This window comes from Halomonas sp. LES1, assembly GCF_031846005.1.
In the GTDB taxonomy this organism is placed as follows: Bacteria; Pseudomonadota; Gammaproteobacteria; order Pseudomonadales; family Halomonadaceae; genus Halomonas.
This window is the reverse complement of the sequence record NZ_JAVRGC010000004.1, coordinates 73559-97348: the sequence shown is the minus strand read 5'-3', so window position 1 is coordinate 97348 and position 23790 is coordinate 73559. Positions and strand designations below refer to the sequence as shown.

Sequence of the window (23790 nt, the reverse complement as noted above, 5' to 3'; positions counted from 1 at the left end):
TTTGCGAGGAGGCACCATGCGCCGTTATCTGCTGGCCGGCACGGTACATGTCATCCATGGCGATAGCGCCGGCCCCCAATGGCGGGCAATTGCTGGCATCGGCCGAGGGCGCCTGGCGGATATCCGCGCCAGCGGCTTGCTGTGTGCCCGGCAGGGGGCGGTAGGCTAATCTTGAATCTGGCGGTCAAGCTGCGCATAGTCGAAGCGATCAACATCGAGGAGCCCTCCGTGCCATCTTTACGTCGGTATCTTGTTCATGTGACCTGGCTGCTGCTGATGGTGGGGGGAGTGGCCTGGGCTTCCCCGAGTGGGCTGGCGCTTTCCCAGGGCACCACGAAACGCATCCTGACGCTGGACGAGGTGGAAGCCGTCACCACGACCCGCATCGACATGCGTCATCCGGAAGGCTTCGAGGGACGCTTCACCGGGGTCTGGCTGGATGACTTCCTGCGCGAACATGGCCTGGAGTCGGCGCCTCGGGTGCGCTTCATCGCCCATGATGGCTACACCACCTTCCTGAGCCCTGCCCAGCGTCACGAGAAGGCCTACCTGCTGGTGACCCGGCTCGATGGAGAGCCGCTTACCGTCAGGAGCCACGGGCCCTTCATGCTGGTGGTGCCTGAGGACGCCGAGGCCGTGATCGAAGGCCGCGAACCGATGACACGCTGGATCTGGGCCATTCGCGAGATCAACGTCAGGTGATGTCACGCCTGTGGGCAAGAGTCCTGCTGCTGGCTTACCTGCTGGTCGTGCTCCTGTGTCTCTCGACCTTCGGGGTCTACTACTCCGAGGCGAGGCGGCTGGTGGGTGCCAACTACACCGCGATGGTGACCGATCTGGTGCGTGCCCAGCATGACCCCGATCGGCTGCGGCTGATTCTGGAGAGCCTGCTCGACAGGCCCGACCCGCTCCATCTGGAGCAGCTGCGTGATCTGATATGGAGAATCCCGCTCAGGATACAGGGACTTGATAACCACCTGCGGCGCAGCGATCTGCCCCCCCGGGATTATCGGCCCTTCGTGAAGGAACTGGCGGATGTGGAAGGCCGCCTGTCGGAGCTGGAGCAGGCTATTGACCGAGTGGGCCGCGACAGTACCCTGACGCAGCAGGAGGCCCATCAGCTACGCGAGCTGGGACTGGATATCGAGGAGTCGCTGGCCTGGTCCTATAGCGAGCTGAATCAGCTGCTTCACGAGGCCTCTGCCGACCAGCGGCACTTCATGCAGCGCCTTACCCTGACTGGTGCCGTCCTGATGTGGATGCTGCTGGTGGCCATCGGGGGCGTGCTGTTGATGTTGTGGCGTTTGCAGGTGCAGAGCGAGGCGATGCAGCGCCTTAGTCTGACCGACCAGCTGACCGGGGTGGGTAATCGCCGCCGTCTGCTGCAGGAGGCGGAGGGGGCCTTCGCCCGCCGTGAACGCGGTGATGAGCCTCTCGCCCTGGTGCTGTTGGATCTGGATCATTTCAAGCGTTTCAACGACACCTATGGCCACCCCCTAGGCGATGAGGTCCTGGTGCGGTTTTCCCGGTTGTTGCAGGAGAGCGTGCGTCGCATGGATGTGGTGGCCCGCATGGGGGGCGAGGAGTTCGCCATTCTGATGCCCCACAGCGATCTCGATGCGGCCCATCGCCTCGCCAATCGCCTGCTGGAGGCGGTGGGACAGATGCCGATGCCTGGAGCGGTGGCAACCGGCGAGCTTAGCGTGAGTATCGGCATCGCCGAGGCGAGCGAGCAGGATGACTTTGACAGGCTCTATGCCCGCGCCGACCGTAGGCTCTACCGCGCCAAGGAGCTCGGCCGCGATCGCGTGGAATGGGTGACCTAGCGAGTGTATCTTCAGGAGTCTTGTGAATGACTGTGCCGTCTGTCGACGAAGCCCCCTTTCAGCGGGTCATGGCCGCACTGGATGCGCTGCACGCCCAGGATCCCCGCCACGTCACCGTGGAGGGCGAGAGCGTGCCCCGGGAGCTGTGGCATGCCGGGCGTATGAGTGCCTGGCTGGAGCGGTTGCACGAGCAACCCGATGAGCGCATGCGCCTGGCCGTGCGGGGGCAGCATCTGCAGCGTTGGGAGGTGCCACGCAGCGACTATCCCGAGGGACGGGTGGGCTACCTGACCTGGCGTCGCGATCAGGGGCAGCGCGCCGGCGCGACCACCGCGGCGCTGATGCGCGAGGCGGGCTATGGCGAGGAGGATGCCGAGGCGGTGGCGCGGATGATTCGCAAGCAGGGCCTGGGGCGAGAGGCGGGTGCCCAGGCGGTGGAGGACTGTGCCTGCCTGGTTTTCCTGGAGAACTACTTCGCCGACTTCGCCAGGCAGATCGACCATGACCATCTGATTCGTATCGTGCAGAAGACCTGGAAGAAGATGTCGCCGCGGGCCCATGAGCTGGCGCTTGACCTCCCGATGAGCAAGCAGGCGCGCGCCCTGGTGGAGGAGGCGCTGGCTGGCTGATCGCCTGGCGGCAGATCCGGCATAATGACGACGGCCGAGCCCACCGGGGCTCGGCCGTCGTGCGTTCGGGGCCGTGGGAGAGACCACGGTTGCCCGATATGGCGCTACTCGGTCAGGGTCTGGGCGGCCTCGAGATAGGCGGCACCATGGCTGCTGACGCGCTCGTGGTCGAGGGTCTCGGAACCCAGGTGTACCTCCTCGAGGTCCACGGCCATGGTCTCGAGCTCCTCGTCGATCTTCGCCAGGGCGTTCTCGAGGGTGTAGGTGAGCTCGTGGATGGTGCCCAGATCGCTATTGCTGAGCTCCTCCTGGGCCAGCAGCTCGGCCAGCCGGCGGTTGGTCTCGGTGAAGTTGGTAACCGCCTGCTCCAGGGTCTCGGCGCTTTCGCCCTCGAAGTGATCGGCGCGCTCGTGGTCGTCGGCACTGGCGGTGCTACCCAGCAGGCCCAGGCACATGGCGGTGAACAGCAGTTTCTTCATGGGAACTCTCGCTGTTGTTGAGAATCATTTACGGCGAGAACTCTACGCCTGCTCGCTTATAATGACAAGCGTTATCGTTTGCCTTTGAGTGTCGTTTGTTTCTCCCCGCCAATGACCTCTCTCCAATGACCTCTCTCACCGCTCCCTCGTGCGTCGATGACCTCAGTCGACGGGCAGCGTCAGGGTGAGGCCGTCCGTGCTCTCGCACGGCTTGCCGTGGCGCAGGGTCAGGCGTCGCTCGGTGAGATTCATGACCACGCCGAACAGCGTCTCCATGCGCTCCTCGGCGGGTTGGTCGGGGTTGAAGTGGCGACAGATCGACAGCGGATGGTGCTGGTGGTCGGCGAGGATCTCGAACAGCCGTGCCTCGTCTACCGGGGCATCTTCCGCCAGGCCGCCCAGCAGCGTATTCAGGCGTTCCAGGCGGGAGCGCGAGTCGGGACGCGGGAAGTCCTCGACCCGGCAGGTCACGGCGGCGTCATAGAGATGGTTGGTGTGGGTGACCGCACCGTCTCGGGGGGAGAGCGCGCCGGGCTCGCCGGGATGGACCTCCAGGCCCATCGCCTGGCCATCGGCGCTCGCCACCAGGAAGTGTGCCGGTGAGCAGACGCGGCTGTCGGTGGCCACCGCCCGGGCAGAGGCCAGGTCGGGGCTCTCGAGTATCTTGCGCAGCGCCACATGGATCGGCAGCCCCTCGCCGCAGGTGCGGGAGCGGATGGCGTTGAGGCAGACGCCGATGCCATGGGCATTCATGCCGATCTTGGCCACCATGCCGGCCTCGCCGATGCTGACCAGCGGCGGGGCATCGTCGCCCTCGATATGCAGTGCCACCACATTGTCGAGCTGGTCGGCGCGCCAGTCCCAGTTCTGGGCCAGCCACTGTGTTCCAGCGCGCTCGAGGGCGAAGGCGGAACAGCCGCCACTGGCCTGGGTCAGCGAGATCTCGCTGCGACAGTTGAGAGTCAGGATATCGGCGAGCTCGAGCCCGGCGCCCTCGGCGATGCCGGCCATCTCCTCGAGAATGGCGGGAAAGCGCTGTTCGATCATGCCACCGAAGCGCTCGGCCTGGCGACGCGCCTGGGGCCAGTCGAGGCCGACGAAGTCCCCAAACAGGCGGTCGTAGACCTCGATGCTGGCGTGGATCAGTGGCGCATGGGCACGGCCGTGCCCCAGACCGATATCGCGGCGACTGCCGCTGAGGTGAGTTATCTGCATGGTGACCTCCGCACGCGGATGTGTCGGGTCACTCTAGCATGGGGAGGCGGGCGGGGCCGGCAGGGTGCCGGCCCCGGGTGAGTCAGCCCTTGCGCGGGGCGTTGTAGATGCTCTCGTCGAGCTCGCCTTCGCTCTTGCCGACCAGGGTGGTGACCATCAGGTCGCCGGCCACGTTCACGCTGGTGCGGGCCATGTCGAGGATGCGGTCGATGCCGGCGATAACGGCGATCGCCTCCAGCGGCAGGCCGATCTGGGCCATGACGATGGAGAGCATCACCAGGCCCGCGCCGGGCACACCGGCGGTGCCGATGGAGGCCAGGGTGCCGGTGACGATGATCATGCCGTAGTCCATCAGGCTGAGGTCGACGCCGAGCAGCTGGGCGATAAAGACCGCGACCACGCCCTGGTAGATGGCGGTGCCGTCCATGTTGATGGTGGCACCGACCGGCAGCACGAAACCGGAGACACCCTCCGAGACGCCGAGATTCTTCTGGGCACAGCGGATGGAGACCGGCAGGGTGCCCGACGACGAGGCGGAGGAGTAGGCCACGACCAGGGCGTCGAGAATGCCCTGCAGGTAGCGCAGCGGATTGAGCTTGCCGATCAGGGCGAGCATGCCGGAGTAGACCACCAGCACATGCAGAATGCTGGCCAGGTAGGCCACGCCGATCACCTTGGCCAGCGGCAGCAGTACCTCGAGGCCATAGCTGCCGGCCACATGGGCGATCAGGCCGAATACGCCGAACGGGGCGAAGGCCATGACGATGCCGGTGAGCTTGTACATCGCCTCGGCGAAGCTGTCGAAGACGCGTACTACTGGCTCGCCCTTCTCGCCGATCAGGGTCAGGGAGATGCCCAGGCCGATCGCGAAGACGATGATCTGCAGGATATTGCCGCTGGCCAGGGCGCTGACGGGGTTCTGGGGCACCAGGCCGACGATGATCTCCACCAGGCTGGGGGCCTCCTTGGCCTCGGCACCGGCTTCGAAGCTCATCTCCAGGCCGACCCCCGGCTGGAAGATCCAGGAGGCCAGCAGGCCGATGCTGATGGCGAAGGCGGTGGTGATCAGGTAGAGGGCGATGGTGCGAGCCCCGATGCGCCCCATCTTCTGCGGGTCGCGCATGGCGGTGATACCGACCACCAGGGTCGAGAACACCAGGGGCACGATCAGCATCTTGATGGCGCTGATGAAGATATCGCCGATGGGCTTGAAGACGCTGGCGCTCTCGCCCATCAGGGCGCCGGCCAGCACACCGAGTACCAGGCCCGCCAGGATCTTCTGCCAGAGCGGCGTGCGCCGCCAGAAGTTGCCCCTGGGGCTATGCGGGGATTGGGTCATTGCATGACTCCTTGCTGGATAAATGCAGTTTTATGGTGAGCTTGTTGTGCGGGGCGGTGATTCTACAGAAAGAAGTTCTGTGGTTTCCGCTAAAACGATGCTTTGCACGTCAACGAGAGGCTGCCTGGTGCAAGGCAGGCCGTGCCGGGCGACGGTGCGTGACGCGCCAGGGAGTGAATATTCCAGGCTTAGCGGGCAGCAAGGTGCCGGGCCTGAGCCTGGAAATAGCGGGTCGCATAGCCTGATCAGGACGAGGGTGGCAGGGCCTGCGCAAGCAGCTCCTGAAAGGCGCGCCAGGAGCGCTCATCGGCGCGCTGTTGATAGGCGTCGCTACCGAAGACGGTGAAGGCGTGGGGAGCGCCGGAGTAGATCTCGATCTGGTAGGTGGCGCCGGCACTCTCGAGCTCATTGCCGAGGGTGGCGACATCCTCCAGGGAGATCATCGCATCGGCGCCGCCGTGGGCGATCAGGATGGGGCCAGCCCCTTCGGGCCAGCTCTGGCCTTCGGGCGTGCTCAGGCCGCCGTGGAAGCTGGCAAAGCCGTGCACGTCCTCGGCCTCGCCGGAGCGAGCCATCTCCAGCACCACCGCGCCACCGAAGCAGTAGCCCATGATCACGGCGCCATTGGCGGCGCCCTGGGCGCGGGCCTCGGCCAGACCGGCCAGGGTCAGGGTGCGCATGCGTTCGCGATCTTCATAGAGACGCGCCGTCTCGGCCTTCTTGGCCTCGACTTCCGCCGGACGATTGCCCTGGCCGTAGAGATCGACGGCGAAGGCGTCATAGCCCAGCTCGGCCAGCATGTCGGCGCGGCGGCGTTCGTAGTCATCCAGGCCGTCCCAGTCATGGATGATCAGCACGCTGCCGCGGGTTTCGCCCTCGGCAAGGGAGAGATAGCCCGCGAAGGCTTCGCCGTCGACCCGGTAGGCGATCTCCTCGCCGGAGGGTTCGAAGGCCTTGACGCCGCCGGCGGTCATGGCCAGGGCCATGGTGGCAGGAAGCAGGGCCGCAGGAATTGGAGAGTGACGAATCATCATGGTAACTCCCGTTGGTGGGATTGCCTGACTCAGTACTGTCGACTCAGTACTGTTTGACTTCGTGTTGCCTGAGTCAGTATTGCCTGGCTCAGTATAGGTGCCACTTCGCCACCCTGAGGGGCCGAGCGTTGGCAGGGTAGACTTGAGTTTTTTCCTTTGCCCTTCCAGATTTAAGGGGTGTGTCATCTCTGCAAACCATCCCTGAAAACCAAGCGAGACGAACAATATGAATAAGAGCCCGGTTCAGAAGAGTCTGGTAGCGATGGCGGTGGCGGCTTCCGCCCTGGCCATGGGGTCGGCCCAGGCCGAGGTGAAGGTTGGCTTCCTGGGCGGCTTCACCGGTCCGATCGAGACCCTCACTCCACCGGTCTACGATGCGGCGCAGCTGGCCATTCAGCATGTCAACGAGCAGGGTGGTGTGCTGGGCGGTGAGCAGATCTCCATGCCCAGCGGCGATACCACCTGCTCCGATGCCTCGGCGGCCTCCAACGCGGCCGACCGTCTGGTCAACAGCGAGCAGGTCACGGCCATCGTCGGTGCTTTGTGTACCGGTGCCACGATTGCCGCGGCCAACAACGCCGCCATCCCGGGCGGGGTGGTGATGGTCTCGCCGGCCTCCACCGCACCGGCGGTGACCGAGCTGGACGACAACGACCTGGTATTCCGTACGGTGCCCTCCGATGCCTTCCAGGGCGAGGCGCTGGCCAAGATGCTGCTGGAGAAGGGCATCGATGAGGTCGCGGTCACCTATGTGAACAACGACTACGGGCGCGGCCTGGCCGATGCCTTCGTGGCCACCTATGAGGCCGAGGGCGGCACGGTGGCCGAGAACCTGGCCCACGAGGACAACCGTGCCGACTACCGCTCCGAGCTGGGCACGCTCTCGGCCACCGGCGTTCCCGACCTGGTGGTGCTGGCCTATGGCGATACCTCCGGACAGACCGTGGTACGCCAGGCCTACGAGAGCGGCATGTTCAACCGCTATATCGGCGCCGACGGCATGGTGATCTCGGGCCTGCTCGATGGCGTGGGCGAGGAGGTGTTGAACGACAGCTTCATCGCCACGCGGCCGGGCAACCCGGATAGCCCGGGCACCGAGCGCTTCGTCGAGCTGGCCGAGGCGGGTGAGATTTCCCACGAGGCGGTGTTCGCCGGCCAGGGTTACGACGCCGCCTTCCTGCTGGCACTGGCCATCGAACAGAACGGCAGCGCCGAACGCGAGGGCCTCTCCGAGGCGCTGCGCAGCGTCTCCTCCGCCCCGGGCGAGGTGATCCTGCCCGGCGAGTGGGAGAAGGCCCTGGAGCTGATCGCCGCCGGCGAGGAGATCAATTACGAGGGCGCCTCGGGCAGCCATGAGTTCGACGAGAAGGGCGACGTGCCGGGCATCGTCGAGGAGATGGCGGTCGAGGATGGTAAGTTCGTCAGCAAGGGCTTCCTGGACAAGTAAGGCCGCTCTCAACGCGGTGATTTCCATACCCTGAAAAACATCGGCCCCGGCGGGAAACCGCCGGGGCCAATGCGTTTTACCCGGCTTTCGGCCGTCACGCTTCTGCTGGCTCGATCTCCCTAGCACAGGGATGCTTCAGGCCGGCCGGGTGTTGCGGGCGTGGGCGGTCGTTCCTTGACGAGTCAATTTATCATGATAAATTTTCTATAGTGCCACTCATCCGGGGGTGGCGTGTGTCGAACCTACAAGGACAAGAGCCATGACCTCCCGTGACCAGGCGCTGAGTGCGCAGAAGAAGAAGTGGTACCAGACGGTGCCCGACCCCATGGTGTTGATATTCCTGATCCTGCTGGCCACCTATGCGCTCACCTTCGTGGTGCCCGCCGGTGAATTCGAGCGGGTCATGGAGGATGGGCGTACCCGCGTCGTGCCCGGTTCGTTTCAGCACCTGAGCGATGTCGGCGCCATCAACCCCTTCGACATCTTCGTGGCGGTGCCCCGTGGCCTTAACGAGGCCTCGCTGTATCTCTTTATCGTGTTCATCGCTGGCGGCCTCTTCCATATCCTGCAGCGCACCGGCGCGCTGGAGAATGCGATCGGCGTGGCCGTGAACCGCGTCGGTGTCGAGCGCCGCAATGTGATAATTACCGCCGGCACCTTTATCTACGGCTTCTTCGGGGTTGCCGTGGGCTTCGAGAACAACATCGCCCTGGTGCCCATCGCGGTGCTCATCGCCAGCGCCATCGGCTGCTCGAGCCTGGTGGGCACGACAATGGCGGTGGGTGGCATCGGCATCGGCTTCGCACTCTCCCCAATCAACCCCTATACGGTGGGTGTGGCCCAGGGCATCGCCGAGCTGCCGACCTTCTCCGGCGCCTGGCTACGCACCTTGATGGTGGTGTCGTCGCTGGCCCTGCTCTCCTTCTATATCTGCCGCTGGGTGGTAAAGATGGACTTCGAGGAGCCGGACAGCACCAAGGCGATGAGCAAGTCCCTTGACCAGTACGCGATGACCGGCAAGGACAAGTGGACGCTGGGTGTATTCGTGCTGGGCCTGGCAGCGATGCTGGTGGGCGTGTTCACCCAGGGGTGGTACATCAACGAGATCGCCGGGATGTTCCTGTTGATCGCCATCGTGATTGGCATCGTCAACGGCTATTCGGCCAACGAGATCGTCAAGCATATGATGGAGGGTGCCTCCAAGGTGACCGCCGGTGCGCTGGTCATCGGCCTGGCCGCCTCGATCCAGGTAATCCTGCAGCAGGCGCAGATCATCGATACCATCGTCTACGGCCTGAGTGGCCTGATCCAGGGCATTCCCGGCACCCTGTCGGCAATCATGGCCAGTGTGGTGCAGGGGGCGATTAACCTTTTCGTGCCCTCGGGTTCCGGCCAGGCGCTGGTTACCATGCCCATCCTGGTGCCGGTGGCCGACCTGGTCGGGATGAGCCGTCAGCTGATGATTACCGCCTTCCAGGTCGGTGATGGCCTTACCAATCTGATCGTGCCGACCTCCGGCGGCACCCTGGCCATGCTGGCGCTGGGGCGCGTCTCCTACGAGAAGTGGCTGAAGGCTATCCTGCCCTTCATGGTACTGGTCTATGGACTGTCCTGGGTCGGGCTGGTGATCGGCCACCTGGTAGGTTACTGAGCGCAGCATGACCCTCTCCCTCGTGCATGTGCAGCCGACCACCGGGACGGTGGCGGCACTAACCGCCACCGGCGGCGTGGCGGTCGGCGGCTATGTGCACCACGCCTGGCGCGGCATCGGGGCCTGTGCCACTCAGGGGTTGGTCACCAACCCCTGGTATCCCGACACGCTACGCGCGGCACTGAGTGATTCTGGTAGCGCCGGGCAGGCCCTCGCCCAGGTGGTGTCGGCGGACCCGGGGGCGAGCCGTCGCCAGTGCCTGGTGATGGATCGCCAGGGGCGAGCGGTCGTCCACAGCGGTACCGACAACTTGCCCGTGGTCGCCTCCGCGTGTCGCCCCACCGTCGCCGCCGCGGGCAACATGCTGGCCGGTACCGAGGTGATCGATGCCCTGCTCTGGGGCTTTCTCGAGCAGGCCTGCGTCAATGCCGAGGCGGCGTGGCGAGAGGTGGAGCCCCCCCGTTACCGTGATGACTACGAGGCGCTGCTTCCCGAGATGTTGGTGGCGGCCCTCAAGGCCGCGCTGGCGGCCGGCGGCGATGGCCGCGGCACTCGCTCGGTGGCGCTGCGGGTGGAGTCGTTCTCCGCCGCTCCCATCGATCTTCGCGTGGACTGGTCCGAGACCCCGGCGGCCGAGCTGCGCACCTTGATCGAGCGAGTACGCGAGCCGACCTTCGCCGGCTTTCTGGCCTCGCTGCCGCTCCGCTGAACCCTGGAGTTCTTATGAATACTGCCAACAACGCCCCCTCCCTGGGGGAGATCCTGATGGCGCGGCTCGACGAGGCTGCGTCCTTCTCTCGACCGGGCCCCGGGGTTACCCGGCTGTTCTGCTCGGAGGAGCACCGTCAGGTGCTCGAGCCGATCGGCGACTGGATGCGACAGGCCGGGCTGGAGCCGAGCCTCGATGCCTCGGGAAACCTGGTGGGACGCAACCCGCATGCGATCGCCGGGGAGAAGACCCTGATCCTGGGCTCTCACCAGGATACCGTCACTGAGGGCGGCAAGTATGACGGTATGCTCGGCGTCGCCCTGCCGCTGGTGGCGTTGCAGGCGCTGAAGGATCAAGGCGTGGATCTCCCTTATGGGGTGGAAGTGGTCGCCTTCGGAGACGAGGAAGGCACCCGTTTTCAGTCCACCCTGATCGGCAGCCGCGCCCTGGCGGGCACGCTGGATGACGATAGCCTGGCCGCCCGGGATGCCGAGGGTGTCAGCGTAGCGGAGGCCATTCGGGCCTTCGGCGGAGACCCCGGGGAGATTCCCGACCTGGCGCGTCGCCCCGAGCAGGTACTGGGTTTCGTCGAGGTCCATATCGAGCAGGGACCGGTGTTGGAGTCGCGTGACCATGCGGTGGGCGTGGTGACGGCGCTGACCGGTATCGAGCGCCACCGGGTCACGGTCACCGGCAAGGCGGGCCACGCTGGCACCACGCCCATGGCGGGGCGCCGCGATGCCCTGGTCGGTGCCGCCGAGATGGTGGTGGAGGCCGACCGCCGGCTTCAGGCCAGCGACAACTTCGTCGGAGTGGTCGGCAAGCTCGAGGTCCGCCCCAATGCCGTGAACGTGATTCCCTCCGAGGTGACCTTCACCCTGGAGCTGCGCTCACCGGACGGTGAGACTCGCGTCCACGGGCGTGAACAGATACTGAGCGGCATTCGTCGCCTGGCCGAGGCGCGTGGGCTCGAGGTGGCGATCGAGCGCACCTACGCCGCCGAGGCGGTAGCCTGTGCCGAGTGGCTGATCGAGGCTCTGGAGGAAGCGTGTGACGGCGTTGGCGAGCCGGTCGAGCGGATGTTCAGCGGGGCCGGCCACGACGGACTCGCGATGCATGATCTGACCGACATCGGCATGCTGTTCGTACGCTGTCGCGATGGCCTTAGCCACCACCCGGATGAGGCGATCACCGCCGAGGATGCCGAGCGCGCCACCCGGGTAATGATGCAGTTCCTGCGCGCGATGGAGTCGCGAGTCTGACAGGCAGGACGGAAGAGGTCTGACGGCTCTCGATTCAGCCGGTAAGGAAGCCCCGCTGCACCTGGGCCTCGTTATCGTTCATCACCGCCTGGGCGGAGAGCATGTGCTCGCGCATCAGCGCGCGAGCTAGCTCGGCATCGCCGGCCTCGATGGCGTCGAGGATACGTGCATGATAGCGACACCCGGTGGGCCCGATCTGGTGGGCGCCAGGCTCGTAGAGCCGACGATACACGGTGAGGTCCGAGAGCACCTGCACGATGAAGCGGATGATGAAAGAAAGCAGCGGGTTGCCGCCGGCGAGCTCGGCCAGCATCTCGTGGAAGTGCAGCGACTCCATGTGCTGTTGTCGCTCGCCTTCCATGTCGCGGGCGGGTTCCGCGTAGCTGTGCAGGCTGTCGCGCAGGCGAGCCAGGTCCTCGGCGCCGACCTTGCCAGCCAGTGATGCGGCCAGCTCCGGCTCCAGCGCCAGACGGATCTGATAGACATCACGAATCGAGACGTCCTGGAAGTAGAAGTAATGGCTGAGTAGCGCCGTGGCCTTGGCTTCGCTCATGCGGCAAACGAAGACGCCGCCACCGGGTCCGGTTCGGGTCTCCACCAGCCCCTGGGCCTCCAGCACGCGGGTACTCTCGCGGATGGTGCCCTTGGAGACATCCAGCCTGGCCATCAGCTCCGCCTCGCTCGGCAGTCGGTCACCAGGCATCAGCTGGCGATCCACGATCCAGCCCTTGATGGTGTCCGCCACCCGATACGGTAAACGCCGACTCGCTGCCATTCGTCTCGTGTGCTCCTTGTGGTGACGAGGCCCATTATCGGCAAGATGGCGGGGCTTGGCTAACGCCGAAGCCACGCTTTCAATCTCTATTCTCTCCTTTGGCGTCTTTGGCGTCGCTCAGCCATGATGCTTCACCTTCTCGGGCAGCAACCCCTTGGGGGCGAAGCGCAGCACCAGGGAGATCAGCAGGCCGATCACGAACACCCGGGCCTGCAGGGCGCGGCTGTCGAGGTTGGTAGTGGCCTCCCAGCCGAAGCTGCCCTCGCCCAGGGTGACCGCCAGATCCAGCACCGCCAGCGCCAGGGGCTCCGACATCACCCAGATGATATAGACCGCGAAGGCCCCGAAGAGGGTGCCGAGGTTGTTGCCCGGGCCGCCGAGGATCACCATCACCAGTACCAGGAAGGTGTGGTTGAGGGGCAGGTAGCCCTGGGGGTCGAAGAGACCGTTGAAGCTGCCCAGGGCGGCGCCACCGATCCCCATCAGGATGCAGCCCAGCACGAAGATCTCCAGGCGGCGATGGTTGATATCCTTGCCCATGGCCGCGGCGGAGATCTCGTTGTCGCGGATGGCACGGATCATGCGTCCCCAGGGGGCGTGATAGGCGCGGGTGAGCAGGTAGAAGATCGCCACGATCATCACCGCGGTCACCGAGAAGTAGAGCGCCCGGGCCAGGGTGAAGCCCACCTCGGCGGGGCCCGGTACCGGCCAGGGCAGCGGCGAGACGGTGGCGGTGCCGCGGGTCAGCCAGTCGGCATTCTTGAGCACCGCCTTGATGATCTCGGCGATGCCCAGGGTGGCGATGGCCAGGTAGTCGCTGCGCAGCCCCAGGCAGACCTTGCCGATGAAGTAGCCCACCACCCCGGCCACCACGCCGCCGACGATCCAGCCCAGCCAGGGGGGCAGCCCCAGGCCGCCGATATAGTCGTACTGCGACTCGATCTGCTCGGTGACCACGCCCAGGCGGGCCGAGACCAGCAGGTAGAAGAGCAGCGCCAGGACCACCGCCAGGCCGGTGCGCAGGCGCTTGGGAACGCCCAGGTGGTGAAGACGACTGGCGCCGACCACCACCAGTAAGCCCCCCAGGGCCATCAGCACCACCATGCCCAGCTCGCCGGAGAGGGGGCTGGCCCAGAACTCGCCGTTGACCGGCATGCTGAAGGCCATGGCGCAGTAGCCGCCGAGGGCCACGAAGCCCATCACGCCGGCATTGAACTGGCCGGCATAGCCCCACTGGATGGTCAGGCCCAGGGCCAGGATGGCGTAGCAGGCGGCCTCCACCAGCATGCGGGTGCTGTAGGCGGCGCCCATGGTGGCAAAGACCCCGAGGATGGCGGCCATCAGGAGGGCGAACAGCACCACCTCGCGCAGGGGGAAGCGCGACGGCGCGGCGACCAGGTCCTCTCGATGCGTTTGCTGTGTGCTCATATCACCTTACCCTTGAAGATGCCGGTGGGGCGCCACACCAGGATGGCGACGAGGATGAAGAAGGGCACCACGATCTTGTACTCGGAGCCGACGAAGGCCAGGTTGCCGGCGCCGGAGAGCCACTCCGGCAGGCTGTCGCGGAAGGGCCGCAGCAGCACGCCCCAGTTGAAGACCGCCAGGGTCTCGGCGAAGCCCACCAGGAAGCCGCCGGCGATGGCGCCGTAGGGGTGGCCGACGCCGCCGACGATGGCCGCGGCGAAGATCGGCAGCAACAGGAAGAAGCTGAGGTCCGGCTTGAAGGTGACATCCAGCGACAGCAGGGTGCCGGCGATGGCCGCCAGCCCCCCGACGATCACCCAGGTCACCGCCACGATAAGGTTGGTGTTGATGCCCGAGGCCCGTGCCAGGTCGGGGTTGTCGGACATCGCCCGCATCGCCTTGCCCAGCCGCGAGCGCGACAGGAAGAGATGCAGACCCACCACGCAGATCACGGTCAGCACGAACAGGATGAGCTGCGGCTCGGTGACCACGATCGGCGCTCGGGCGCCCTCGAAGGGCAGCGCGAGCCGAAAGATCTCCTTGCGGTCGTCGACATAGAGGCTCTCGCCGCTGGTGCCGGCGAAGACCCGGATCAGCCCCTGCAGCATCAGGGTCACCCCCAGCGAGGCGATCACCATGACGATGGGCTTCACGCCGTGGGCCCGCAGCGGCTTGTAGAACACCCGGTCGATGCCTACCGCCAGGCCGGCGGTCAGCAGCATGGCCAGCGGCAGCATCACCACGGCGGTGGGTAGTCCGACGGCGGCACCGGCCTGGGGGAAGGCCAGGGTCAGTAGCAGCACCATGAAGGCGCCGAAGGTCATCATGTCGGCGTGGGCGAAGTGGGCGAAGCGCATGATGCTGAAGACCAGGGTCACCCCCACCGCACCGATGGCGTAGATCGAGCCGGTCACGCTGCCGGCGACGATCACGTTGTTGATAAAGAAGACGAGTTCATTCACGAGGCTGATTCTCCTTTTCCTCCCGGGCCGCTCAGCCGCCCAGGAAGCTCCTGGCCACTTCCGGGTCCGCCAGCAGGGCGGCACCGGTATCGGTGAAGCGGTTCTGGCCGGCGGCCAGCACGAAGCCCTTGTCGGCGATGGCCAGGGCCTGCTTGGCGTTCTGCTCCACCATCAGGATGCCGACACCGGCGGCATTGACCTGCTTCACCTGGGCGAAGATCTCGTTCATGTAAAGCGGCGAGAGGCCGGCGGTGGGCTCGTCGAGCAGCAGCACGCTGGGCTCGGCCATCAGCGCACGGCCCATGGCGACCATCTGCCGCTGGCCGCCGGAGAGCTCGCCGGCCGGCTGGTGTCGCTTGTCATGGAGAGGCGGAAAGAAGTCGTAGATCTGCTTGAGCATGCGCTTGACGTTGCCCGGCTTGAGGAAGGCCCCCATCTGCAGGTTCTCCTTCACTGTCAGGCTCGGGAACACATTGTGCTCCTGGGGCACGAAGCCCATGCCCTGTTGCACCAGGCGATGGGGCGGCAGGTTGTGGATGGGCTCGCCGCGCAGCAGGATTTCGCCCTGGGTGACGACGAGCTGGCCGAAGATGGCCTTGAGCATGGTGGACTTGCCGGCGCCGTTGGGGCCGACGATGACACCGATCTCGTCGGCCTCGAGGGTCATGTTCACCCCGTTGAGGATGTTCATGCCGCCGTAGCCGCCATAGACGTCACGCGCTTCAAGTAGTGGCATCTTGGGACGCTCCGAAGTAGGCCTCGATGACCTCGGGGTTGTTCTGGATCTCCTCGATGGAGCCCTCGACCATCACGCTGCCCTGGGCGAGCACGATCACCGGGTCACAGAGCCGGGCGATCATCTCCATATCGTGCTCGATGACCAGGAAGGTGTAGCCCATCTCGCGGTTGAGCCGCTCGATGTTCTCGACCAGGTCACCGAGCAGGGTTCGGTTGACCCCGGCGGCGATCTCGTCGAGCAGCACCACCCGGGCATCGGTCATCATGGTGCGACCAAGCTCGATCAGCTTCTTCTGCCCCCCGGAGAGGTTGCCGGCAAGCTCGTTGCGCACGTGATGCAGGCCGATGAAGTCGATCACCTCCAGCGCGCGGCGGCGCACCTCGGCCTCCTGGGAGCGCACCAGACCGGGCTTGAGTCAGGTGTTGAACAGGCTCTCGCCTGCCTGGGCCGGTGGCACCATCATCAGGTTCTCCAGCGCGGTCATCTGGGAGAACTCGTGGGCGATCTGGAAGGTGCGCAGCAGCCCCTTGTGGAACAGCTCGTTGGCCGGGTGGTTGGTGATCTCCTCGCCATTCAGGAGCACCTTGCCGCTGTCCAGCGGCAGGGCCCCGGCGATGATATTGAACAGGGTCGACTTGCCGGCGCCATTGGGGCCGATCAGGCCGGTGATCGAGCCCGCTTCTACCGAGAGCGAGCAGTCGTTGATCACCTTGAGGCCGCCGAAGGCCTTGTTGACGTGTTGCACGTCGATCATGGGTACCATGCGTTATGTCTCGTGGTTGTTTTATCTGCTTTTTTTATTTGCTTGCTTTATCTGCCTGTTGCATCCAGAAGAGGCATCTCTGCCGGCGATGCCTTGCCAGGCCGCTTCGCTGCCCCCGATAAACGCCCCGATGGGCGGCACGGGAATCAATGCGTCGGGTCATCCTCCATCAGGAAGATGCGGCTGGCGGCGAAGGCACCGACGATCACCACCGCGCCGATGGTCGGGATCAGGTAGCCCCCGACCTGGGGGATGGCGTGCAGGAAGACGAAGGCGACCGCGGCCGGAGCGATGAAGCGCACCAGAAAGCGCCAGGTGATGAACCAGGCCCCGCTGGTGCCCATCTCCTTCACTACCTCGGAGTGGGTCAGGGCCCAGCCGGCGAACAGGGCGATCAGCATGCCGCCCAGTGGCATGAAGATATTGCTGAGCAGCTCGAAGAGGTCGAAGGGGTGGTAACCGAACAGGTCGTGGAAGGGGCTCGCCTCGGCCCAGAGGTTGAAACTGATCACGGTGAGCAGGCCCAGTGCCCAGGTGGTCACTACCATGACGAACACCGCCTGGGGGCGGGTGAGGTCGAAACGCTCGACCAGATAGGCGGCCACCGGCTCGATCAGCGAGATGGAGGAGCTGAGCGCCGCCCCCAGCACCAGAACGAAGAAGACGCCACCGATCAGTGCACCGGCGGGCATCTCGGCGAAGGCCAGCGGCAGGGTGATGAACATCAGGCCCGGGCCTTGACCGGCGTCGAGCTCGGCCCCGAAGACCAGCGAGAAGATCGCCAGGCCGGCGACCACGGCCACGGCGGTATCGACGACGGCAACGATGATCGCGGTGCGGGTCAGCGACACCTCGCCGGACATATAGGCGCCGTAGGCCATGATGGCGCCCATGCCGAGACTCAGGGTGAAGAACGACTGGCCCATGGCCTCCAGCCAGCCCTCCAGGCTGAGGTCGGCGAGATTGAAGGTGAACAGGAAGTCGGCCGCGGCGGGGAAGTCGCCGTGGGTCACGCCATAGGCGAGCACCACCAGCAGGATCACGAACAGCGCAGGCATGATCACCCGCAAGCCGCGCTCGATGCCCTGGTGGACGCCGAGGCCGACGATCAGCCCCGAGGCGACGATGAACAGGGTGTGATAGAGCGTGAGCAGCGCGGGGGAGGCGAGCAGGGCATCGAAGTCGGTGGCGATACTCTCGATATCGGCCCCGACCAGGGAGCCGGTCAGCATCTGCCAGGTGTAGTGGATGGCCCAGCCGGCGATCACCGAGTAGAAGCTGAGAATCAGGAAGGCCGAGATGCCGCCCAGCCAGCCGATGGCTTCCCAGCCTCGTGAGGTGCTGTGGGTGCGGGTGAGGAAGCGCATGCCCATGATGGGGCTGCGCCGGCTGTTGCGACCGAGCATGGTCTCGGCGATCAGGATCGGGATGCCCACGGCGAAGATGGTGAGGGCGTAGACCAGAAAGAAGGCCCCACCGCCGTTCTCGCCGGCCAGGTAGGGGAAGCGCCACAGGTTACCGAGGCCGACCGCCGAGCCGATCGCTGCCAGCAGGAAGGTACCCTTGTGAGTCCAGACGTTATGCGTGCTCATCGTGGCTCCGAGGCTGAGTCCGTGGGCCGGTGGCCGTTTCGCCACTGTGCGCCAAAACCCGGTCGGTAACCAGTGCACTCCGTTTACGTCGCGTTAACGTTCTGGAAGATAAGGGTATCGACTACCCATCCTGGTCTCTGTCGTCGGAGTCACCCAGGGTCGGCTCCAGGGCGCGGCAGGCGTCGGGGAGGCGGACGGTGTCGCCCAGGGCGAGCTTGCCGTGAGACTTGAGGCGGCGGCCGTTGTCCACGGCGATGATCGCCGCCACATCGCCGATGCTGGTGCCATCCACGTAGGCCTCGACCTTCACGCGCACCACGGCGCCTTCGTGGCGCGCCGAGAGGATATCGCCGGGCCCCGGTTCGGAGTGGCCGCTGCTGTCCTGCTGGAAGTGGCGCATCACGCTGTCGGCGCCGGGGTCGTCCCACTCCACGTGCTTGTGCATGCCGGTTCTCCTGCTCGGATGGCTGTCGGCGCGGCAAGCCGCGCCCGTCATGGGTGACTCCAGCATAGAAGGTTGCGCCAGCCCAGGGAAAGGAACGGCCGACGAGCGGCCATGAAAAAGCCCGCCGGGTGGCGGGCTTGGCAGAGCGATACGGCAGCGCTTACTTCTTGGCGGCGCGCTTGCGCTCGTTCTCGGTCAGGTGCTTCTTGCGCAGTCGAATATGGTTGGGAGTGATCTCGACCAGTTCGTCGTCATCGAGGAACTCGATGGCCTGCTCCAGAGAGAACCTCACCGGCGGGGTCAGCACGATGTTCTCGTCGTTGCCCGAGGCACGCATGTTGTCGAGCTTCTTGCCCTTGGTGGGGTTGACCACCATATCGTTGGCGCGGTTGTTGATGCCGATCAGCATGCCCTCGTACACCTCGGTGCCGTGGTCGATGATCAGCTTGCCACGCTCCTGCAGGGCATAGAGGGCGTAGGCCAGTGCCTTGCCCGGGACCATGGAGACCAGCACCCCATTGCGGCGCTCGATGGCGGCGTCGGGCTTGAGCGGGCCGTAGTGGTCGAAGCGGCTGGTGAGGATGCCGGTGCCCGAGGTCAGGGTCATGAACTGGCCGCGGAAGCCGATCAGGCCACGCGCCGGGATGATGAAGTCCAGACGCACACGACCCTTGCCGTCGGGGTTCATGTTGCTGAGCTCGCCCTTGCGGTAGCCGAGCTCCTCCATGATGGCACCCTGATGCTGCTCCTCGCAGTCGATGATCACTTCCTCGTACGGCTCCTGCATCTGGCCGTCGATCTCGCGGATGATCACCTCGGGGCGGCCCACGGCGAGCTCGAAGCCCTCGCGGCGCATGGTCTCGATCAGCACCGAGAGGTGCAGCTCGCCACGACCGGACACCTTGAACTTCTCGGGGGTATCGCCCTGTTCGACACGCAGCGCCACGTTGTGGATCAGCTCCTGCTCGAGGCGATCCTTGATGTTGCGGCTGGTGACGAACTTGCCGTCCTTGCCGGCGAACGGCGAATCGTTGACCTGGAAGGTCATGGAGACGGTGGGTTCGTCCACCGAGAGCGGCGGCAGCGCCTCGGCGGCGGCCGGGTCACACAGGGTGTCGGAGATCGCCAGGTTGTCGATACCGGTGATGCAGACGATATCACCCGCGGTGGCCTCGTCGGTCTGCACGCGCTCCAGGCCCAGGTGGGTCATCACCTGGCCGACCTTGCCCTTGCGGGAGTCGCCCTCCTTGGTGATGACGGTGACCTGCTGATTCGGCTTGACGGAACCGCGGCTGATGCGGCCCAGGCCGATGACACCGACATAGCTGTTGTAGTCCAGCGCCGAGACCTGCATCTGGAAGGGGCCGTCGAGCTCGACCTTGGGCGGCTCGACGATATCGACGATGGCCTGGAACATGGGGGTCATGTCCTCGGCCAGTTGGTCGGGCTCCGGGCCGGCGATGCCGTTGAGAGCCGAGCAGTAGATGATCGGAAAATCGAGCTGCTCATCGGAGGCGCCGAGATTATCGAACAGGTCGAAGATCTGGTCGATCACCCAGTCGGGGCGGGCGCCGGGGCGGTCGATCTTGTTGACTACCACGATCGGCTTCAGGCCCTGGTCGAAGGCCTTCTGGGTCACGAAGCGGGTCTGGGGCATGGGGCCATCGACCGCGTCGACCAGCAGCAGCACCGAGTCGACCATGGACATGACACGCTCGACCTCGCCGCCGAAGTCGGCGTGTCCGGGGGTGTCGACGATATTGATGTGGTAGTCCTGACCGGCCGGCGCCTGCCAGCGGATCGCGGTGTTCTTGGCCAGGATGGTGATGCCGCGCTCCTTCTCCTGGTCATTGGAGTCCATGACGCGCTCCTGACCTTCGGCCTTGCGGTCCAGGGTGCCGGACTGGCTGAGGAGCTTGTCGACCAGGGTGGTCTTGCCGTGGTCGACGTGGGCAATAATGGCGATATTGCGAAGATTGCTTACATCAGAATGACTTACGGTCGTGCTCATAAGGTGTGACTCGCTGATATGTACGCACCTATGTACACGTTCTGGTAAGTACCCTAGGCGCGGGGCAGGGATGTGGGACGCGTATTGTACAGATTAGCGGTGCGCAGGAGTAGCAAGTTTGCCGATGTGGGCTGTGTTTCCTGGCGCTGCGGAGGGGTCAGCCTGCCTGGCGGTTCGTGGTGATGCGCTCCAGGCGAGCCCCGCAGTGGCGCAGGCGCTCCACCAGATCGTCGAGGGCGCCATGGTCGAGCAGCGGGTCACAGCCGCCGAGGCGCTCGTACCATTGACGGGCCATGCAGATGCCGACGATGGGGGTCGGTTTCTGGCGCTTCAGCAGTCGGGCGAACAGGCCGGGTGGCTCGCCGGACAGGGTCACGGCGTCAACCTCGCCGGCATCGATGCGCTGCACCAGCTGCAGCAGGGCGCGGGTCGAGGCGATACAGCCAAGGATGGGAAACACTAGCACCGAGCCGCTGGTGTCAGCGATGGTGGCATTGAGCCGTTCGCCCAGCGGGAGGCCGGAGAGGCGCACATGGCGGGCCTTGTAGCGGCTGGCGATACGGGTGACCCGAACGTCATGGGTATCGTCGATCACGATCAGTTCGATGCTCTGGTCGGTAGTGAGTGGTGCCACTAATGAGAGTTCTCTGGGTAGCCTTGCACCGGCATTGCGTGCATCGATGAGTAGGGTGCCGGATGGTAAGGCCATGAGGAACTCCGAGGCCAGAAGAAAAGGCTCTGGACGACGGCCTGGAGTCGCGGCCGGCGGGTAGGTTGTAATAAAATGTAGCTTGAAGTTAATTGACGTATCAAATGTTATTGATGCTACGTGGTGGTGCCTCCGCCTCCATTTGTGCACCAGAATGGTGCGCAGGCTGGCGAGCCTCTCCCCCGGTACGCCCGCCCACACCTGTTTAGCACCGGAAGGATCCGAAAATAAGTTCCTTTATTCAATATCTTGAGAATTTCTTTTCTGCATGGTGCATAGGTTGGCACGCCGCCTGCAATGTTATGATCATCAGTCAGTGTTATGGGGCCGTCGTGGGCAGCGTGCCTGCGGCGTGCTACAACAACTTGCCGGGGTTCCTGCATTCCGGTGCCTGAACCCCTCAATTATCGAGCCATGCTCAACCGGAGGACACCATGTCTACCAAGACGCTCGCCCTGATCGAAGAACATGACGTCAAGTGGGTCGACCTGCGCTTCACCGATACCATCGGCAAGGAGCAGCACGTCACCATTCCGGCGCGTGATGTCGATGAGGAGTTCTTCGAGAACGGCCAGATGTTCGATGGCTCTTCCATGTCTGGCTGGAAGGGGATCAACGAGTCCGACATGATCCTGCGACCCGAGGATGGCACCGCCTTCCTGGACCCCTTCACCGAGGACGCCACCCTGGTGCTGCGCTGCGATGTCATCGAGCCGGCCACCATGCAGGGTTATGACCGTGACCCGCGCTCCATCGCCAAGCGTGCCGAGGCCTACCTGCAGTCCACCGGCATGGGCGACACCGCCTTTTTCGGTCCGGAGCCCGAATTCTTCATCTTCGATGAGGTGCACTGGAAGGCCGACCCCGAAGGGGCGATGTACAGGATCACCTCCGAGGAGGGGGCCTGGGCCACCGATCGTCAGGTCGAGGGGGGCAACCTGGCCCACCGGCCGCGGGTCAAGGGTGGCTACTTCCCAGTACCGCCGGTGGACAGCTTCCACGATATTCGCGGTGCGATGTGTAACACCCTCGAGGCAATCGGCCAGAGCGTCGAGGTGCACCACCACGAGGTGGCCAACGCCGGTCAGAACGAGATCGGAGTCAAGTTCAACACCCTGGTCAAGAAGGCCGACGAGGTCCAGGAGATGAAGTACGTGATCCACAACGTGGCTCACGCCTACGGCAAGACCGCCACCTTCATGCCCAAGCCGGTGGTGGGCGACAACGGCAGCGGCATGCATGTGCACCAGTCCTTCTGGAAGGAGGGGGTCAACCAGTTCGCGGGCGACGAGTACGCCGGCCTCTCCGAGATGGCGCTCTACTACATCGGCGGCATCATCAAGCACGCGCGTGCCCTGAACGCCTTTACCAATGCCTCCACCAACTCCTACAAGCGTCTGGTGCCGGGCTTCGAGGCGCCGGTCATGCTGGCCTACAGCGCCCGCAACCGTTCGGCCTCCATCCGTATCCCCTACACCGCCAGCCCCAAGGGCAAGCGGGTCGAGCTGCGTTTCCCCGACCCGACCGCCAACCCCTACCTGTGCTTCGCGGCGATGCTGATGGCCGGGATCGACGGCATCAAGAACAAGATCCACCCCGGCGACGCCATGGACAAGAACCTCTATGACCTGCCGCCGGAAGAGGGCAAGAAGGTGCCGACCGTGGCCCATAGCCTCGACCAGGCCCTGGAAGCGCTGGAACAGGACCGGGCCTTCCTGACCGAGGGAGGTGTCTTCACCGACGACATGATCGATGCCTATATCGAGCTCAAGAGGGAGGATGTGGATCGTCTGCGCATGGCGACCCACCCGATCGAGTTCGACATGTACTACAGCTGTTAACTACGCACTGCAGCTGTTGATGAGAGCCCGCGGGCTCTGATTATTCGGCCTACGCAAGCGGCACGCCTTCGGGCGTGCCGCTTGCGTTATCACCGACTCAATGGATCAGCATATGGCCCACGATACCCAGGGCGAAGCCGAGCACCGCGCCGAGCGGCGGGCCCCAGTGGCGCTCGAGCCTGGCCTGGGGGGCCAGGTCCTGGAACACCGAGTAGAGGATGCCGCCGGCGGCAAACAGCATGATGGCCGCGACTATCGAGGGGTAGTCGGACAGCCACCAGAACCCACCGAGGCCGGCGAGCGGCCCCAGCCAGGCCATGGTGAAGAACATGCCGACCAGGCGGCGTGAGGAGTAGGCGGTGCTCTGGCGCAGCTCGTGATAGGCGTTGAAGCCTTCCGGCAGGTTCTGCAGCGCCATCAGGCCGGCCAGCAGCATGCCGCCGTTGCTGCCATAGGCGAAGGCGGCCCCCAGCGCCAGCGCCTCGGGCACGAAGTCGGCGAGCATGGCGGCAAGCTGGCTGGCCGAGGAGCCGCTGCGTGCCAGCATCACATCCAGTGCCATGAAGGCAGTGCCGCCGGCCAGGAACCAGGCGGCAGCGCCTCCTAGGGAGAGGTCCGGCAGGCTCTCGGGCACCAGCACCAGGGCCACCGCCGAGAGCAGAGCCCCACCACCGAAGGCGATGATGCCGTGGCGCAGCTCGCTCTCGAGCCACGGGATATCGATGCGCTCCTTCCAGGCCGCCCAGGCCCCGAGCGGCATCGCCATGCCCGCCATCAGCGTCAGTGCCACCACCGCTTGCCAGTTGTCCACCATCGGTCTCCTTGGAGTGTGTCTACAGGGCCATCCTAGGCCGTAGCCTCGCCGCTCGGCCAGTTGCTGCTGGCGCTGGGGCAT

22 protein-coding genes and 1 pseudogene are annotated in these 23790 nt (G+C 65.1%); 9 read left to right on the top strand and 14 right to left on the bottom strand.

Translation table 11 applies throughout. From position 1 onward, the window contains the following. Nucleotides 1–16 precede the first annotated feature (16 nt). Genes RM463_RS10775 through RM463_RS10760 form a run of 4 tightly spaced genes read left to right on the top strand, consistent with a single transcriptional unit; the run spans nt 17 to nt 2455 of the window. Nucleotides 17–169 carry a hypothetical protein gene (locus RM463_RS10775; RefSeq protein WP_311430011.1) on the top strand — a complete coding sequence of 51 codons (153 nt, stop codon included), beginning with the start codon at nt 17–19 and terminating at the stop codon, nt 167–169. A 59-nt stretch (nt 170–228) separates the two neighbouring features. After that, nucleotides 229–702 carry a molybdopterin-dependent oxidoreductase gene (locus tag RM463_RS10770; RefSeq protein ID WP_311430010.1) on the top strand — a complete coding sequence of 158 codons (474 nt, stop codon included), beginning with the start codon at nt 229–231 and terminating at the stop codon, nt 700–702. Further along, nucleotides 702–1826, top strand: coding sequence for a GGDEF domain-containing protein (locus RM463_RS10765; protein ID WP_311430009.1), 1125 nt, complete (start codon nt 702–704; stop codon nt 1824–1826). The genes RM463_RS10770 and RM463_RS10765 overlap by 1 nt, the downstream gene beginning before the upstream one ends. Before the next feature lie 26 nt (nt 1827–1852). Beyond that, the gene (locus tag RM463_RS10760; protein WP_311430008.1) at nt 1853–2455 is read left to right on the top strand and encodes a DUF4202 domain-containing protein; all 603 of its coding nucleotides are present in this window, start codon (nt 1853–1855) and stop codon (nt 2453–2455) included. A gap of 104 nt (nt 2456–2559) precedes the next feature. On the opposite strand, the gene RM463_RS10755 is transcribed toward RM463_RS10760, so the two are convergent. The 4 genes from RM463_RS10755 to RM463_RS10740 form a co-directional block, all read right to left on the bottom strand. Beyond that, nucleotides 2560–2934, bottom strand: a complete 375-nt coding sequence (locus tag RM463_RS10755; protein WP_195687809.1) for a DUF6746 family protein — start codon at nt 2932–2934, stop codon at nt 2560–2562. 162 nt (nt 2935–3096) lie between these two features. Next, nucleotides 3097–4149 carry a C45 family peptidase gene (locus tag RM463_RS10750; protein ID WP_311430007.1) on the bottom strand — a complete coding sequence of 351 codons (1053 nt, stop codon included), beginning with the start codon at nt 4147–4149 and terminating at the stop codon, nt 3097–3099. 82 nt (nt 4150–4231) lie between these two features. Next, nucleotides 4232–5488 (bottom strand): dicarboxylate/amino acid:cation symporter, encoded by a 1257-nt coding sequence (locus RM463_RS10745; protein WP_195687811.1) that lies wholly within the window; start codon nt 5486–5488, stop codon nt 4232–4234. A gap of 245 nt (nt 5489–5733) precedes the next feature. Then, entirely contained in the window at nt 5734–6522 is a 789-nt protein-coding gene (locus RM463_RS10740; protein ID WP_311430006.1) for a dienelactone hydrolase family protein, read from the bottom strand. Between the two features lie 226 nt (nt 6523–6748). On the opposite strand from RM463_RS10740, the gene RM463_RS10735 reads away from it, so the two are divergent. The 4 genes from RM463_RS10735 (at nt 6749) to RM463_RS10720 (ending at nt 11591) form a co-directional block, all read left to right on the top strand. Next, entirely contained in the window at nt 6749–7969 is a 1221-nt protein-coding gene (locus RM463_RS10735) for an ABC transporter substrate-binding protein (protein WP_311430005.1), read from the top strand. Nucleotides 7970–8228: 259 nt separating this feature from the next. Continuing rightward, nucleotides 8229–9620, top strand: a complete 1392-nt coding sequence (locus tag RM463_RS10730; RefSeq protein ID WP_311430004.1) for an AbgT family transporter — start codon at nt 8229–8231, stop codon at nt 9618–9620. 7 nt (nt 9621–9627) lie between these two features. After that, nucleotides 9628–10329: a DUF1028 domain-containing protein gene (locus RM463_RS10725; RefSeq protein ID WP_311430003.1), complete on the top strand. Its 702-nt coding sequence runs from the start codon at nt 9628–9630 to the stop codon at nt 10327–10329. A 14-nt stretch (nt 10330–10343) separates the two neighbouring features. Next, nucleotides 10344–11591: an allantoate amidohydrolase gene (locus tag RM463_RS10720; RefSeq protein ID WP_311430002.1), complete on the top strand. Its 1248-nt coding sequence runs from the start codon at nt 10344–10346 to the stop codon at nt 11589–11591. Between the two features lie 34 nt (nt 11592–11625). Here RM463_RS10720 and RM463_RS10715 read toward each other — a convergent pair whose 3' ends face one another. The 9 genes and pseudogenes from RM463_RS10715 to RM463_RS10675 all read right to left on the bottom strand — a co-directional run bounded on the left by RM463_RS10715 (nt 11626) and on the right by RM463_RS10675 (nt 21054). Then, nucleotides 11626–12366 carry a FadR/GntR family transcriptional regulator gene (locus RM463_RS10715; RefSeq protein ID WP_311430001.1) on the bottom strand — a complete coding sequence of 247 codons (741 nt, stop codon included), beginning with the start codon at nt 12364–12366 and terminating at the stop codon, nt 11626–11628. 117 nt (nt 12367–12483) lie between these two features. Then, nucleotides 12484–13794, bottom strand: coding sequence for a branched-chain amino acid ABC transporter permease (locus RM463_RS10710; RefSeq protein WP_311430000.1), 1311 nt, complete (start codon nt 13792–13794; stop codon nt 12484–12486). Then, entirely contained in the window at nt 13791–14795 is a 1005-nt protein-coding gene (locus RM463_RS10705) for a branched-chain amino acid ABC transporter permease (protein ID WP_195687814.1), read from the bottom strand. The genes RM463_RS10710 and RM463_RS10705 overlap by 4 nt, the downstream gene beginning before the upstream one ends. Before the next feature lie 31 nt (nt 14796–14826). Further along, nucleotides 14827–15531, bottom strand: coding sequence for an ABC transporter ATP-binding protein (locus RM463_RS10700; RefSeq protein WP_299231466.1), 705 nt, complete (start codon nt 15529–15531; stop codon nt 14827–14829). Next, nucleotides 15518–16297, bottom strand: a pseudogene (locus RM463_RS10695) (ABC transporter ATP-binding protein). Before RM463_RS10695 ends, RM463_RS10700 begins: the two are co-directional and overlap by 14 nt. A gap of 146 nt (nt 16298–16443) precedes the next feature. Next, the gene (locus tag RM463_RS10690; RefSeq protein WP_311429999.1) at nt 16444–17889 is read right to left on the bottom strand and encodes a sodium-dependent transporter; all 1446 of its coding nucleotides are present in this window, start codon (nt 17887–17889) and stop codon (nt 16444–16446) included. Between the two features lie 121 nt (nt 17890–18010). Beyond that, nucleotides 18011–18334: a hypothetical protein gene (locus RM463_RS10685; protein ID WP_311429998.1), complete on the bottom strand. Its 324-nt coding sequence runs from the start codon at nt 18332–18334 to the stop codon at nt 18011–18013. Nucleotides 18335–18494: 160 nt separating this feature from the next. After that, on the bottom strand, nt 18495–20345 hold the full coding sequence (gene typA / locus RM463_RS10680; RefSeq protein ID WP_195687819.1) for a translational GTPase TypA: 1851 nt from the start codon (nt 20343–20345) through the stop codon (nt 18495–18497). Nucleotides 20346–20502: 157 nt separating this feature from the next. Continuing rightward, nucleotides 20503–21054: a glycosyltransferase family A protein gene (locus RM463_RS10675; RefSeq protein ID WP_311429997.1), complete on the bottom strand. Its 552-nt coding sequence runs from the start codon at nt 21052–21054 to the stop codon at nt 20503–20505. Between the two features lie 434 nt (nt 21055–21488). On the opposite strand from RM463_RS10675, the gene glnA reads away from it, so the two are divergent. Then, nucleotides 21489–22895: a glutamate--ammonia ligase gene (gene glnA / locus RM463_RS10670; RefSeq protein WP_195687821.1), complete on the top strand. Its 1407-nt coding sequence runs from the start codon at nt 21489–21491 to the stop codon at nt 22893–22895. Between the two features lie 97 nt (nt 22896–22992). Here the strand turns inward: glnA and RM463_RS10665 are convergent, their stop codons facing one another. Next, on the bottom strand, nt 22993–23709 hold the full coding sequence (locus RM463_RS10665; protein WP_311429996.1) for a divalent cation transporter: 717 nt from the start codon (nt 23707–23709) through the stop codon (nt 22993–22995). Between the last annotated feature and the right edge of the window lie 81 nt (nt 23710–23790).